The organism is Paraburkholderia sp. MPAMCS5, from assembly GCF_036016995.1.
Lineage (GTDB): Bacteria > Pseudomonadota > Gammaproteobacteria > Burkholderiales > Burkholderiaceae > Paraburkholderia.
Genome location: NZ_JAYXBK010000002.1, coordinates 244,850 through 259,617, shown reverse-complemented (window position 1 = coordinate 259,617; position 14,768 = coordinate 244,850). Strand labels below are relative to the sequence as shown.

The 14,768-nt window shown below is 64.8% G+C and carries 11 protein-coding genes; 4 read left to right on the top strand and 7 right to left on the bottom strand.

Annotation, left to right across the window (positions count from 1 at the left end; translation table 11 throughout):
• Position 1 precedes the first annotated feature (1 nt).
• The 3 genes from VOM14_RS05195 to VOM14_RS05185 are packed head-to-tail and all read left to right on the top strand — an operon-like array spanning position 2 to position 2,701.
• Positions 2–952 carry a metal ABC transporter solute-binding protein gene (locus VOM14_RS05195; protein ID WP_327627674.1) on the top strand — a complete coding sequence of 317 codons (951 nt, stop codon included), beginning with the start codon at positions 2–4 and terminating at the stop codon, positions 950–952.
• On the top strand, positions 949–1,926 hold the full coding sequence (locus VOM14_RS05190) for an ABC transporter ATP-binding protein (RefSeq protein WP_327627673.1): 978 nt from the start codon (positions 949–951) through the stop codon (positions 1,924–1,926). Before VOM14_RS05195 ends, VOM14_RS05190 begins: the two co-directional genes overlap by 4 nt.
• Positions 1,919–2,701 (top strand): metal ABC transporter permease, encoded by a 783-nt coding sequence (locus VOM14_RS05185; protein WP_327627672.1) that lies wholly within the window; start codon positions 1,919–1,921, stop codon positions 2,699–2,701. The genes VOM14_RS05190 and VOM14_RS05185 overlap by 8 nt, the downstream gene beginning before the upstream one ends.
• A gap of 54 nt (positions 2,702–2,755) precedes the next feature.
• On the opposite strand, the gene fghA is transcribed toward VOM14_RS05185, so the two are convergent.
• The 4 genes from fghA to VOM14_RS05165 all read right to left on the bottom strand — a co-directional run bounded on the left by fghA (position 2,756) and on the right by VOM14_RS05165 (position 6,723).
• Positions 2,756–3,607, bottom strand: a complete 852-nt coding sequence (gene fghA / locus VOM14_RS05180) for an S-formylglutathione hydrolase (RefSeq protein WP_327627671.1) — start codon at positions 3,605–3,607, stop codon at positions 2,756–2,758.
• A gap of 23 nt (positions 3,608–3,630) precedes the next feature.
• Complete coding sequence (locus VOM14_RS05175) at positions 3,631–4,737, bottom strand: S-(hydroxymethyl)glutathione dehydrogenase/class III alcohol dehydrogenase (protein WP_327627670.1); 1,107 nt, start codon at positions 4,735–4,737, stop codon at positions 3,631–3,633.
• Between the two features lie 201 nt (positions 4,738–4,938).
• The gene (locus VOM14_RS05170) at positions 4,939–6,402 is read right to left on the bottom strand and encodes a xylulokinase (RefSeq protein ID WP_327627669.1); all 1,464 of its coding nucleotides are present in this window, start codon (positions 6,400–6,402) and stop codon (positions 4,939–4,941) included.
• Positions 6,403–6,600: 198 nt separating this feature from the next.
• Complete coding sequence (locus tag VOM14_RS05165) at positions 6,601–6,723, bottom strand: hypothetical protein (RefSeq protein WP_327627668.1); 123 nt, start codon at positions 6,721–6,723, stop codon at positions 6,601–6,603.
• Between the two features lie 103 nt (positions 6,724–6,826).
• Here VOM14_RS05165 and VOM14_RS05160 point away from each other — a divergent pair, with 103 nt between their 5' ends.
• A complete protein-coding gene (locus tag VOM14_RS05160; RefSeq protein WP_327627667.1) occupies positions 6,827–8,236 on the top strand; it encodes a nucleobase:cation symporter-2 family protein in 1,410 nt (469 codons plus the stop codon).
• Positions 8,237–8,400: 164 nt separating this feature from the next.
• On the opposite strand, the gene VOM14_RS05155 is transcribed toward VOM14_RS05160, so the two are convergent.
• Genes VOM14_RS05155 through VOM14_RS05145 form a run of 3 tightly spaced genes read right to left on the bottom strand, consistent with a single transcriptional unit; the run spans position 8,401 to position 14,374 of the window.
• The gene (locus VOM14_RS05155) at positions 8,401–9,930 is read right to left on the bottom strand and encodes an efflux transporter outer membrane subunit (protein ID WP_327627666.1); all 1,530 of its coding nucleotides are present in this window, start codon (positions 9,928–9,930) and stop codon (positions 8,401–8,403) included.
• 1 nt (position 9,931) lies between these two features.
• Entirely contained in the window at positions 9,932–13,126 is a 3,195-nt protein-coding gene (locus VOM14_RS05150; RefSeq protein WP_327627665.1) for an efflux RND transporter permease subunit, read from the bottom strand.
• Positions 13,127–13,144: 18 nt separating this feature from the next.
• The gene (locus VOM14_RS05145; protein WP_327627664.1) at positions 13,145–14,374 is read right to left on the bottom strand and encodes an efflux RND transporter periplasmic adaptor subunit; all 1,230 of its coding nucleotides are present in this window, start codon (positions 14,372–14,374) and stop codon (positions 13,145–13,147) included.
• Positions 14,375–14,768: the final 394 nt, after the last annotated feature.

Genomic DNA, 14,768 nt, shown 5'->3' with positions numbered 1-14,768 from the left:
GATGAAGAAGACCGGCACCATGTTGCTCTCCCAGTATGTCGCCGCAGTCACAGCCGCGTTCGCCTTAAGCCATGCCGCGTTCGCCGCAGATGCGAAAATACCGGTGGTCGCGGCGGAAAACTTCTACGGCGACGTCGTGCAGCAACTGGGCGGCGATCGCGTCGACGTCACGAGCGTGCTCAGCAATCCGGACCAGGACCCGCATCTGTTCGAAGCGAGCCCGAAGACGGCGCGCGCGTTGCAGCATGCGAGCCTTGTGGTGTACAACGGCGCCGACTACGATCCGTGGATGGCGAAATTGCTGGCCGCTTCGAAGGGCGCGAAACGCACCACGATCGTGGCCGCCGAGCTGACCGGCCGGAAGAGCGGCGACAATCCGCATCTCTGGTACGACCCGGCGACCATGCCCAAGGTGGCGCGCGCGGTGAAGGAGGCGCTCGTCACCGCCGACCCGGCGCACAAGTCCGCGTACGATGCGAACCTCGCGAAATTTCTCGCGTCGCTGAAACCGGTGGACGCCAAGGTCGCCGAACTGCACGGCCGCTATGCGGGCACGCCGGTCACGGCGACGGAGCCGGTGTTCGGCTATATGTCGGATGCGGTCGGCCTCAGCATGCGCAACCAGCGCTTCCAGCTCGCGGCCATGAACGACACCGAGGCCAGTGCGGCCGACATCGCCGCATTCGAGCGCGATCTTCGCGAAAGGCGCGTGCGCGTTCTGATCTATAACAGCCAGGCAACCGAGGCCCTGACCAAACGCATGTTGAAACTCGCGCAGCAATCGAAGGTGCCGACCGTCAGCGTCACCGAGACCGAGCCCGCCGGCAACACCTATCAAACGTGGATGCTGACCCAGCTCGACGCGCTCGGCGCCGCGCTGGCACAGGGCGATGCGGGCGCGACCGGCAGCGCGAATGCACCGGCCTCCGGCGTCAAAGGAAAAACCCAATGAATCCGACTGGCGGCAGCACGCCGGCTCCCGCGAGCGCGAGCGCCAACACAAACCCAGCGACGAGCGCGCCACGCGCGGCGCCCGTGCTCGAACTCGATCACGTCACGCTCGAACTCGGCGGCCGCACGATTCTGCGCGACACGGGCTTCGTCGTGAACCAGGGCGAATTCATCGGCGTGCTCGGGCCGAACGGCGCCGGCAAGACCACGCTGATGCGCGCGGTGCTCGGTCTCGTGCCGGCTGCGAGCGGCGCGATCCGCGTGCTCGGGCAGCCGGTCGAGCGCGGCAATGCGTCGATTGGATATATGCCGCAGACGCGCAGCGCACTCGCCGGACGGCGCGTGCGCGGCCGCGATTTCGTCGCGATGGCGGCCGACGGCCACCGTTGGGGCGTGCCTCACGCCGACGCGAAAACGCGCGCGGACGTGCAGCGCGTGCTCGACCTCGTGGGCGGCGCCAAGCTCGCCGACCGGCCGCTGTCGGAACTCTCCGGCGGCGAGCGTCAGCGCTTGCTCCTCGCGCAATGCCTGCTCGGCGATCCGAAACTGCTGCTGCTCGACGAACCGCTGATCAGTCTCGACCCGCATCATCAGAAGAGCGTGGTCGAACTCGTGCGGCGCGTGCAGCGCGAACTCGGCATTGCCGTACTGTTTTCGGCGCACGAACTGAATCCGCTGCTGAACTCGCTCGATCGCGTGCTGTATCTCGGCAGCGGCGTGGCGGCGCTCGGCACCGTCGATGAAGTGATCACCCGGCCCGTTCTCTCGCGCCTGTACGGTTCGCCGATCGACGTGATGCGCGTGAACGGGCGCATCTTCGTGATGTCGGGCGGCGTCGAAGTCGAAAAGCACGATCACGAGCACGAACACGACGACGACAGCGGGCACTCGCATTCGCACGGCGCTTCACATGGCCCCACGCACGGCCACTCACATCAGCACGACTCACGCGACGGACACACGCACGATGTTTGAATACGACTTCATGGTGAACGCATTCGCGGCGTCGGGGATCGTCGCGGTGCTCGCGGGCGTGGTCGGCTATTTTCTCGTGATGCGCGGACAAACCTTCGCGGGCCACGCGCTCTCGCACGTCGGCTTCACCGGCGCGACCGGCGCGGTGCTGATCGGCATTTCGCCGATCTGGGGGATGATCGGCTTCACGCTCGCGGCGGGCGTCGGCATGGGCGCGCTCGGCGAACGCCTCGCCGGACGCGATGTGGCGATCGGCGTGATTCTCTCGCTGTCGCTCGGCTTCGGCCTGCTGTTTCTGCACTTCTTCACGGCCTACGCGACGCAGGTCACCGCGCTGCTGTTCGGCAACGTGCTCGGCGTGAACGTATCGACGCTCGGCGTGCTCGCGGCCTTGGGCGTCATCAGCCTGCTCGCGCTCGCGGCGATCATGCGGCCGTTGCTGTTCGCCTCGTTGCAGCCGGAACTGGCCGAAGCCAAGGGCGTGTCGCTGCGTCTCGTGTCGGTGCTGTTTCTCGCGATTGCCGCGCTCGCGGTGGCGGCCTGCACGCAGATTGTCGGCGTGCTGCTGGTCTTCACGCTGATGGTCGGCCCGGCCGCCGCTGCGCAAAACATGACGACGCGGCTTTCCGCCGGCCTCGTGCTCGCCGCGGCATTCGCGCTGCTGCAAGCGTGGCTGGGACTGACGCTCGCCTTCTACACCGATTGGCCGACGAGCTTCTGGATCACCGCGCTCTCCGCGGTGGTGTATGGCGTGAGTCTGCTGAAGCGCCGCTAAGCGCATTCGTTCGATGGCGGCCCGCGAAAGGCGCCGCCATCGACATGAAAAAACTCAGCCGAGCAACACCTTCGCGTGATGCGCGATGTGATCCTCGACGAAGCTCGAGATGAAGTAGTAGCCGTGGTCGTAACCCGCATGACGGCGCAAGGTCAGCGGCTGACCGGCGGCCTTGCACGCCGCTTCGAACACGTCGGGGTTCAGCTGCTCGGCGAGGAACTGATCCGCGAGTCCCTGATCGACCAGAATCCCTTCCGCGAATTTCCGCGACGCCCGCGCCACGAGTTCGCTTGCGTCGTACGCTTTCCACGCCTCGCGATCCGCGCCGAGATAACCGCTCAACGCCTTCTCGCCCCACGGGCAACGCGTGGGCGCGGCGATCGGCGCGAACGCCGACACCGAGCGGTAAATCTCCGGATTGCGCAGTGCGAGCATCAACGCGCCGTGGCCGCCCATCGAGTGGCCGAAGATGCCGAGCTTCGAGCCGTCCACGGGTAGTTCGTTCAACACCGTTTCGCGCAGCTCGTTCCGCACATACGAGTACATCCGGTAGTGCTGCGCCCACGGCGCCTCGGTCGCGTCGACGTAAAAGCCCGCGCCCACGCCGAAATCCCATGCCGCGCTCTCGCCCGGCACGCCCGCGCCGCGCGGGCTCGTATCCGGCGCGACGAGCGCCACGCCGTGTTGCGCGGCGAAGCGCTGCGCGCCGGCCTTGATCGCGAAGGTTTCCTCGGTGCAGGTCAGCCCCGCGAGATAGAACAGCGCGGGCACCTTCGCGCCGGGCTGCAAGGCCTGCGGCGGCAGATACGCCGAGAAGCGCATCGGCAGTCCGATGACTTGCGATTCGTGCCGGTAGAAACGCTGCTCGCCGCCATGACAGGCGTGCGACGACAATAGCTCAAGCATCGTCAGGCTCCTGGTTGGCCGCGTCAATAAATCACGACGGAGCGGATCGACTCACCTTTCTTCATCAGATCGAAGCCGTCGTTGATCTGTTCGAGCTTCAGATGATGCGTGATCAGATCGTCGATATTGATCTTGCCTTCCATGTACCAGTCGACGATTTTCGGCACGTCCGTGCGCCCGCGGGCGCCGCCGAACGCCGAGCCTTTCCACTCGCGGCCGGTCACGAGCTGGAACGGACGCGTGCTGATCTCCTCGCCTGCCGCCGCCACGCCGATGATGAACGACTGGCCCCAGCCCTTATGCGTACATTCGAGCGCCTGACGCATGAGCTTCACGTTGCCGACGCATTCGAAGGAATAGTCCGCGCCGCCATCGGTGAGCTGCACGATGTGATCGACCACGTTCTCGACTTCATTCGGGTTGATGAAGTGCGTCATGCCGAACTTCTTCGCGAGTTCGACGCGGCCCGGATTGATGTCCACGCCGATGATCTTGTCCGCGCCGACCATCTTCGCGCCCTGAATCACGTTCAGCCCGATGCCGCCGAGCCCGAACACCACGACGTTCGCGCCCGCCTCGACCTTCGCCGAATACACGACCGCGCCGACGCCCGTCGTCACGCCGCAGCCGATGTAGCAGATCTTGTCGAACGGCGCGTCTTCGCGCACTTTCGCGACCGCGATTTCCGGCACGACGATGTAGTTCGAAAACGTGGACGTGCCCATGTAATGGAACAGCGGCTTGCCGTCGAGCGAGAAGCGCGAGGTCGCGTCTGGCATCAGGCCCTTGCCTTGCGTCGCGCGAATCGCCTGACACAGGTTGGTCTTGCGCGACAGACAGAACTTGCACTGGCGGCATTCCGGCGTGTAGAGCGGAATCACGTGATCGCCCTTCTTCAAGGTGCCCACGCCCGGCCCCGTATCGACGATCACGCCCGCGCCTTCATGGCCGAGAATCGCCGGGAAGATGCCTTCCGGATCGGCGCCCGACAGCGTGTAGTAATCGGTGTGGCAGATGCCCGTCGCTTTCACTTCGATCAGGACTTCGCCGGCGCGCGGCCCTTCGAGATCGACTTCCTCGATGGTCAACGGTGCGCCGGCTTTCCATGCGATTGCTGCTTTGGTCTTCATCGTGAATGCTCCTCTGAGTCGGTGAATGCTGACGCGCGTCGCGCTGCGTGGCGAGCCACGGCGTCGCGGCGCGCGAGAATCCGGATCATGCGGTCGATGCCTTCGCCGCGCGAGCGATAGCCTACCGCGCGAAAAGCGTCATGGTATTGCAAAGTGCGTCACTGCATTGTCAGTACCTGACATTGCAGTGGTTATGGTGTGTCATCGTTTCTCGTCGTCAGACGCGGCGGCGTCGAACCAGGTTTCGACGCGGCCATACAGATCGAGAAATCGCGCGTAACGGCCGGCGAGCGCCGCATCGCCTTGCGGGCTCGCCACGCGTGTCGCGCCAGGCGCGAGCCCGGCCAGATCGTGCCCGTGCCAGTGACCGCTCGCAATGCCCGCGAGAATCGCCGCACCGCGCGGGGCCGCATTCGGACAATCGACCGCGTGCAGTTCCGCGTTCAGCGCGTCGGCGAGCAACTGGCGCCAGCGTGCATCGACGGAACCGCCTCCTGCAAGTTTCAATGTTGTCACCGTGACGCCGCTCGCGCGAATCGCGTCGAGCCCCGCGCGCAACGAAAAGGCGACGCCTTCGAACGCGGCGCGCATCATCGCGCCGCGCGTGTGATCGAGCGCGAGGCCGAGCCAGCCGCCGCGCGCCGCCGGATTGAGCCAGGGCGTGCGCTCGCCGGTGAGATAGGGGAGAAAAGTCGGCGCCGCGTCGGCGGTTAGGCCGGATGCGTGGCCGGTCTGATCCCCGAACGCTTCGTTATAGGCATCGGCCCATTCGTACGACAACCACGCGCGCGCGCGCTCCAGTGCAATGCCGACGTTTTGCATCGCCGCCATCCGATACCAGTGATCGCTCGCGGCCCGATAGCGATGCAAGCCCCTGACCATCGCGGGCTCATGCTCGGCCAGCACGACGATCTGCCCGCCGGTGCCGGTGGTGAGCAGCGCGTCGCCGTCGCGCGCGAGTCCGCTGCCGAGCGCGGCACACGGCGTGTCGGCGGCGCCCGTGGCGAGCACGATGCCCGCGCGCAAACCGAGCGCCTGCGCCGCGTGCTGCGACAACACACCCGCCGCGGCATACGACGGCCCCAACGGCGCGAACCACTCGGACGGAATATCGAGCCGCTGCAGCAGCGCGGCGTCCCACACGCCATCAGGATCGGCGAGCGCGGTCGCGCAGGTGTCGGAAGGATCGGTGGCGACCGCGCCGCCGAGCGCGACGCGCAGCCAGTCTTTCGGTTGCAGCGCCCAGCGGGTGCGGCGCGCGGACTCCGGTTCGTGCCGAACGATCCAGCGCAGCAGCGGACCGGCCATGCCGGGCGCGACCGGATTCGGCTGCGGCTCGGGCCACTCGTCGAGCAAGGCCCGCGCGCGCGTGTCGGGCCACAGCATGGCGGGACGCACGGCTTCGCCCGCTTCGTCGATCAGCACGACGCCGTGCATCTGCCCCGACAAGCCGATCGCTTTCACCTCGCGACGCAATCCGTCGGGCAGGCGCGCCGCCGCTTCGCCCAGCGCGCGCCACCAGGTTTGCACGGACATTTCCGCCCAACCCGCGTGCGGCGTTTCGAGTGCATAAGCGACGCTCGCGGCGGCCTGCTGCCCGCCGTTTTCATCGACGATTGCGACTTTGAGGGAACCGGTGCCGAGGTCGATGCCGAGAAAACTCATGGGCGGGAAATGTCGTCGGTTGAGGGAGGAAGATGCGCCTGCCGAAGATGCGCAACGCGTATTGTTGCCGGCCGCGCGCGGCGCGCAAAACGGCTGCGGCGGCGCGCCGGAAATCGGCGAATCGCGGGTAAACCCCGCTACGCCGTGAGCCGCATGAAAACATCACTATGCGCCGCCCCAGATACACCTCATTGATTCTCACATATATCGCAGCGGCTGGCGCGCGCCGCGCGCGTCGCCCGGCATCGCGGCCAGCAGGGGCTGTGCGCCGATGAAACGGCCGCCCGCCCCGATTTCGCGCTGCAAATGAGGGGGCGGCATATCGTCGCCGGGAATGCCGGAATAGGCGCCAGCGGTCTTGTTGCGCCTTTTCGTCCCCGATACCTTGGAGCCATCCCAAAACTAGATGGTGGAGAGAGACGATATGCAATCGAACACGGTTCACCCGTGCGACGAGCGGCTGCCCGCGGGCCAGTTGCTCACCCTCGGCATTCAGCACGTTTTGGTGATGTATGCCGGCGCCGTCGCCGTCCCTCTGATCGTCGGCGCGGCGCTCAAGCTGCCGAAAGACCAGATCGCCTTTCTGATCAGCGCCGACCTGTTTTCCTGCGGCATCGCCACGTTGATCCAGACGCTCGGCTTGTGGATCTTCGGCATCCGCCTGCCGGTGATCATGGGCTGCACGTTCGCGGCCGTCGGTCCGATGGTCGCGATCGGCACCAATCCGTCGCTCGGCATTCTCGACATCTTCGGCTCGACGATCGCCGCCGGCGTGATCGGCATCGTGCTCGCGCCCGCCGTCGGCAAATTGCTGCGCTTCTTCCCGCCGGTGGTGATCGGCGTGGTGATCTCGGTGATCGGCTTGTCGCTGATGGGCGTCGGCATCAACTGGGCGGCGGGCGGCCTGGGCAATCCCGACTACGGCAACCCGGTCTATCTCGGCCTCTCGCTGTTGGTGCTGATGCTGATTCTGCTCATCAACAAGTTCGCCAGGGGCTTTCTCGCGAATATCTCGGTGCTGCTCGGCATTATCGCGGGCTTCGCGATAGCGCTGGCGCTCGGCCGCGTCAACATGGACGGCGTCACGCATGCGCCGTGGGTCGGCTTCGTGATGCCGTTCCACTTCGGCCTGCCGCACTTCGACCCGCTCTCGATCGCGACGATGGTCACCGTGATGTTCGTCACCTTCATCGAATCGACGGGCATGTTCCTCGCGGTCGGCGACATGGTGGACCGTCCGGTCGATCAGAAGACGCTGGTGCGCGGCCTGCGCGTGGACGGCCTCGGCACGCTGATCGGCGGCATTTTCAACTCGTTCCCGCATACGTCGTTCTCGCAGAACGTCGGGCTGATCGGCGTGACGGGCGTGAAAAGCCGCTTTGTCTGCGCGATGGGCGGCGTGATTCTCGTGCTGCTCGGCCTGTTCCCGAAGATGGCGCAAGTGGTCGCGTCTGTGCCGGCTTTCGTGCTGGGCGGCGCGGGCATCGTGATGTTCGGCATGGTCGCGGCAAACGGCATCAAGGTGCTGTCGAAAGTCGATTTCGTGAAGAACCACCACAACCTGTTCATCGTCGCGGTGAGCATCGGTCTGGGCCTCGTGCCGGTCGTGTCGCCGCACTTTTTCTCGAAGCTGCCGGCCGCGTTGTCGCCGCTGCTGCATAGCGGGATTCTGCTGGCTTCGGTTTCCGCGGTCGTGCTGAATCTGATCTTCAACGGCGTGAAGAGCGAGAAGAAAGCGCAGTGCGAAATTCGCAAAGCCGGCCATGATTTCGACGGACGCGGCGGCAACGAACCGCCGCGCGACGACATGCTGCGCGCGGCGGATCTGCATTGAGACGGCTCCGGGCCACTGAAATTTCTGACGCAACGCGCTGAAAGCAGCAACACGGCGTCGGACGATTTCTCACCGTGGCCCGAACAGCCGCTGCGGATATAAAAAAAGCCACGGCATTGCCGTGGCTTTTTTCCTTGCAGCTCGATCTGCTTGCGTCGGGAAACTCAGCCGGCGTTAGCTGCCGACGTCGCAACCGGCGCACTCGCCGCGCCGTAGTCCACCGGCGCGTCGGCCGGGCGCGGCTGATCGCCGGTGTGTTCGATCCAGCCGCCGCCCAGTTCCTGGTACAACGTGACCAGGTTCTGCAGACGCTCCATGCGCGCGGTAATCAACGACTGCTGCGACGAATACAGATCGGTCTGCGCGGTCAGCACCGCCAGATAACTATCGACGCCGTTCGTATAGCGCAGATTCGACAGATCCAGCCGACGCTGTTGCGCAAACGTATTGCGCTCCAGCGCCTGGATCTGCTGATCGTAGGTGCCGCGAGCGGCCAGCGCGTCGGCCACCTCGCGGAAGGCCGTCTGGATCGCCTTTTCATACGTGGCGATCTGGACATTCTTCTGGATGTGGGCGAGATCGAGGTTGGCCTTGTTCTGGCCGCCTTCGAAAATCGGCAGCGTGATGGACGGCGCGAAGCTCCACGCCGCCGAACCCGGCTTGAACAATCCGCCGAGTGTCGGGCTCAGCGTGCCGAAGCTGCCGGTGAGCGACACCTTCGGGAAGAACGCCGCGCGCGCCGCGCCGATATTCGCGTTGGCCGCGAGCAGACTCTCTTCGGCCTCCATGATGTCCGGACGACGCGTCAGCAAATCAGACGGCAAACCCGCCGGAATATCCGTGAGGAGATTCTGGTCGCTCAACGTGAGCCCCGGTGGCAAGTCGGCCGGCAACGGCTCGCCGATCAGCAGCACGAGCGCGTTCTCGGCCTGAGCCCGCAAACGCTCCTGCGCCTGCAGGTTCGCGCTCGCCTGCTCGACCACGGTCTGCGCCTGGCGCAGATCGAGTTCGGAGCCCGTGCCGTTGTCGAACTGCAGCTTCGTGATGCGGTACGACTCCTGCGCCGTCTTCAGCGTGTTTTGCGTGACCGTCAACAGATCGTCGAGTTCGAGCACTGTCAGATACTGATTCGCCACTTGCGAAACCAGCGAAATTTCCGCCGCCTTGCGCGCCTGTGTCGTAGCCAGATACTGAGCCAACGCCTGATCTTTCAGGCTTTGAATGCGCCCGAAGAAGTCGATTTCCCACGACGCATTCAGACCGACCGAATACGAGTTGGAGATTGTGTGGCCGGACACCGACAGATCTTTCGGCGTACGCGACTTGCTTTGCGAAGCCGCGGCGTCGAGCGTGGGGAACAGACCCGCGCGAACGATCCGGAACTGCGCCTGCGACGCCTGCATGTTCAATACCGACACACGCAGATCGCGGTTGTTCTTCAGCGCGATGTCGATCAATCGCTGCATGCGCGGATCGACGAAGAAATCGCGCCAGCCGATGTCGGCCGCAGCCTGGCCGTTCGCGCTGCGCGCGCCGGCCGCATCCGGCTGGGTCGCGCCCGGCTGCGTGGCATACACGCCACCGGTCGGGAAGGTGCCCGTCACCGGCGCGGCGGGGCGCTCGTACTTCGGCGCCATCGTGCAACCGGCGGCGAGCAACGCGACCGCCACTGCAATCAAAGAGTGTTTTTGCATCTCAATGTCCGTCCTTGCCCGAGCCATTGCCGTCCGGATCATGCGGATGGTGCTGGTTGTAGTGTGCGAGCGCCTCATCCGGGTCTTCCTTCTCGCCGCCGAACTTCGCGCGGATCACGACGAAGAACATCGGGATCATGAAAATCGCGAGGAAGGTCGCCGTCAACATGCCGCCGATCACGCCCGTACCGATGGCGTGCTGGCTGGCGGAGCCGGCGCCGTTGCTGATCGCGAGCGGCATCACGCCGAGAATGAACGCAAGCGAGGTCATCAGAATCGGGCGCAGCCGCAGACGCGCCGCTTCCAGCGCGGCCTCGATCGGCCCCATGCCCTCGCTCTGCTGCAACTCGCGCGCGAATTCCACGATCAGAATCGCGTTTTTCGCCGACAAGCCCACCGTGGTCAGAAGACCGACCTGGAAGAACACGTCGTTTTCGAGCCCGCGCAGCGTGGCGGCCAGCAGTGCGCCGATCACGCCGAGCGGCACCACCATGATCACCGAGAACGGGATCGACCAGCTTTCATACAGCGCCGCGAGACACAGGAACACAACGAGGATCGAGATGCCGTACAGAATCGGCGCCTGCGAACCGGACTGGCGCTCCTGCAGCGACAGACCCGTCCATTCGTAGCCGATACCCGCGGGCAGCTTCGCCACGAGCGCTTCCATGGCCGACATGGCCTGACCGGTCGACTTGCCCGGTGCGGCCGCGCCCTGGATTTCCACTGCGGAAATGCCGTTGTAACGCTCGAGCTTCGGCGAACCGTAAGTCCACTGGCCGCTTGCGAACGACGAGAACGGCACCATGCCACCCGCCGTGTTGCGCACGTACCAGGCGTTCAGGTCTTCCGGCTTCATGCGGAACGGCGCGTCGCCCTGGATGTACACCTTCTTGATCCGGCCGTCGGTATCGAGGAAGTTGTCCACGTATTGCGAGGCCCACGCGATCGAGAACGTCTGGTCGATCGCCGACAGCGACACGCCGAGCGCAGCCGCCTTTTCGTGATCGATGTTCACCTTGAACTGCGGCGTGTCGTTCAGGCCGTTCGGACGCACCTGCGCCAGCGTCGGATCTTTCGACGCCATGCCGAGCAGCATGTTGCGTGCTTCCATCAGCTTGTCATGGCCGACGCCCGCGCGATCCTGCAGCTCGAAGTCGAAGCCCGCGGCCGTGCCGAGTTCGGGAATCGACGGCGGATTCACCGGATACACCAGCGCGCCCTTGTAGCTGCCGAAGTGCATGAAGAGGCGCCCCACCAGCGACTGCACCTTTTCGTCCGCGTGCTGACGCTGCGCGTAATCTTTCAGGCGCACGAACACGAGACCGGCGTTCTGACCGCGACCCGCGAAGCTGAAGCCGTTCACCGTGAAGGTGGATTCGACGATCGCCTTTTCGCTGTCGAGCAGATAGTCGGAGACATCTTTCAGCGCGCGCGCCGTGGTTTCCTGCGTCGAGCCCGACGGCGTTTGCACCAGCACGAACATCGTGCCCTGGTCCTCATCGGGCAGGAACGACTTCGGCAAGCGCACGAACAGCAGGCCGACCGCGAAAATCACCACCATGTAGATGATCAGCCAGCGGCCCGAGCGCTTGATCACGTGGTGCACGCCCGAGTGATACTTGTCGCGGCTCTTGTTGAAAGTACGGTTGAACCAGCCGAAGAAGCCCTTCTTCTCTTCGTGATGACCTTGCGGAATCGGCTTGAGAATCGTCGCGCACAGGGCCGGCGTCAGAATCAGCGCGACCAGCACGGACAGCACCATCGCCGCCACGATCGTCAGCGAGAACTGCCGGTAGATCGCACCGACCGAACCGCCCGAGAACGCCACCGGCACGAACACCGCCGACAGCACGAGCGCCACGCCGACGAGCGCGCCGGTAATCTGGTCCATCGCCTTGCGGGTGGCTTCGCGAGGCGAGAGCCCCTCTTCCGCCATCACCCGCTCGACGTTTTCGACCACCACGATCGCGTCGTCCACGAGCAGACCGATGGCCAGCACGAGCCCGAACATGGACAGCGTGTTGATGGAGAAGCCCACCACGCTCATGATCGCGAACGTGCCCAGCAGCACCACCGGCACGGCGATCGTCGGGATCAGCGTGGCCCGCAGGTTCTGCAGGAACAGGTACATGACGAGGAACACCAGCACGATGCCTTCGAGCAGCGTCTTGACCACTTCCTCGATCGACAGACGCACGAACGGCGTGGTGTCGTACGGGTACTTCACGACGAGACCGTGCGGGAAGTACTTCGACAGTTCGTCGATCTTCGCGCGCACTGCCTTCGCGGTGGCCAGCGCATTCGCGCCGGTGGCGAGCTGGATACCGAAGCCGGCGGTCGGCTGACCGTTGTACTTGGTGTCGAAGTTGTAGTTTTCGCCGCCCAGCTCGACGCGCCCCACGTCCTTGATACGGACCTGCGAACCGTCGGCATTGACTTTCAGCAGCACGTTGCCGAACTGCTCGGGTGTATTGAGCAGCGTGGCTTCCGTAATCGTGGCCTGCAATACCTGCCCCGGCACCGAAGGCGTGCCGCCGAGCGAGCCGCCGGCGACCTGCACGTTCTGCGCCTGCAACGCAGTCTGCACGTCCACCGGCGTGAGGCCGAAGTTGGTCAGCTTGTTCGCGTCGAGCCAGATGCGCATGGCGTACTGCGAGCCGAACAGCGTGACCGTGCCGACGCCGTCGATACGGCTGACCGCATCCTGAATGTTCGACGCGACATAGTTCGCCAGGTCGTACTTGTTCATGCTGCCGTCTTCGGACACGAACGCCATGACCAGCAGGAAGCTGCTGCTCGACTTCGTGACCTTGGTGCCGAGCTGCTGCACGGCTTGCGGCAACAGCGGCGTGGCGAGCTGCAGTTTGTTCTGCACCTGAACCTGCGCGATGTCAGGATTGGTGCCGGCCGCGAACGTCAGCGTGATGGTTGCGGTACCCGAGTCGTCCGACGTGGACGACAGATACAGCAAGTGGTCGAGACCACTCATCTGCTGCTCGATCACCTGCGTGACGGTGTTTTCCACCGTCTTCGCCGACGCGCCCGGATACGTTGCGCTGATCTGCACGGCCGGCGGCGCGATGGTCGGGTATTGCGCGATCGGCAACGTGAACACCGACGCGATACCCGCGAGCATCAGAATGATGGCAATCACCCATGCAAAAATCGGGCGATCGATAAAGAACTTTGCCATGTGGCGGGCTCCCTGTTATTACGCGCCCGATGCAGCGGAGGCAGGTTGAGCCGCCTGTCCGCCGCTGGCGGCCGGCGCGCCTTGAGCGGCTGCGCCTGAGGCGGGCGTGGCGGGAAGTTGCGCGGCAACGGCCTTGACCTGCATGCCGGGGCGCGCTTTGTCGGTACCTTGCACGATCACGCGGTCGCCGGCTTTCAGGCCGCTCTCGACCACCCAGTTCGGACCGTACGTGCCCGCCGTGACGAGCTGACGCAGTGCGACCTTGCTGTCGTCGCCGACCACGAGCGCGGTCGGCTGCCCCTTCTGGTCATGCGTGATGCCCACTTGCGGCACGACGAGCGCGTTTTCGTTCACGCCTTCTTCGATCTTCGCGCGCACGAACATGCCCGGCAGCAGCACCTTGTCCTTGTTCTGGAAGATCGCGCGAACCGTGACCGAACCGGTGCTCTGATCGACCGTCACGTCGGTGAACTGCAGCTTGCCCTTTTCCGAATACGTGCGGCCGTCTTCGAGAATCAGCGAAACCTTCGCGGCGTCAGGACCGTTAGTCTTGAGACGCCCTTCCTGCATTTCGCGGCGCAGCTTCAGACCGTCGAGGCTCGATTGCGTCAGGTCGACATAAACCGGGTCGAGTTGCTGGACAGTGGCGAGCAGCGTCGCGGCGCTCGCCTGCACATACGCGCCCGGCGTGACTTGCGACACGCCGATCTGGCCCGTCACCGGCGAGGTCACGTCGGTATAGCCGAGATTGATCTGCGCGGTTTCGACCGCGGCCTTGCCGGCGGCGACGTCGGCCGCGGCCTGGCCTTGCGCGGCCACGGCGTTGTCGTAATCCTGCTTGCTGACCGCGTTGGCGGCCACCAGCACCTTGTAGCGGTTTGCCTGCGCCGTGGTGGACGCGAGGTTGGCCTGGGCCTTGGCGAGCGTCGCCTTCGCGTTGTTCAGCGTGGCGAGATACGGCGCCGGATCGATCTTGTACAGACGCTGGCCCGCTTTGACCTGACCGCCTTCGGTGAACTCGCGGCGCAGCACGATGCCGTCGACCCGTGCGCGCACTTGCGCGACGAGGAAGGCGCTGGTGCGGCCGGGCAATTCGGTGATAACAGGGACGGTAGTCGGCTGGATGGTGACGACGCCCACTTCAGGCGTCTGTTGCGGCGGGGCAGATTGTTTTGGTCCGCATGCTGCCAGCAATATGGCAGCCGTCGCGGCACTGATTAAGCGGAATGGAACCCGTTCGACGCGCATGGAGCGACCTCTGTCTATGACTGAGAAGAAAAAGTGCGCGCATCCCTACCCCGGGGACGACAGCGCACACATGCGTCTTGCGACGCTCGACCGGAAGCCCCATGGATGCGCACCGAAGCTGCGAGGCGCGCTGAGCGAAATGCGCCGTACCGGGAAATGCCGCGCGGCGCTGCCTTTGGAGCACGGCGCAGTGAAGTTCTCGCAGTTACGTTCTGAAAGGCAACAGTGACGGATATTAACCGGTCGTCACGGCTTGGGCTATCCGATCGTGGGGTGCTATTATATATACATTCACGAATGGATGTAAAAGTACGTTAATTCTCTTGCGGCGCGGGGACTCGCAAGAAAGTTTCACCAAACGCTTTCAGTACAAACGGATTGTCATCGGGCGGAC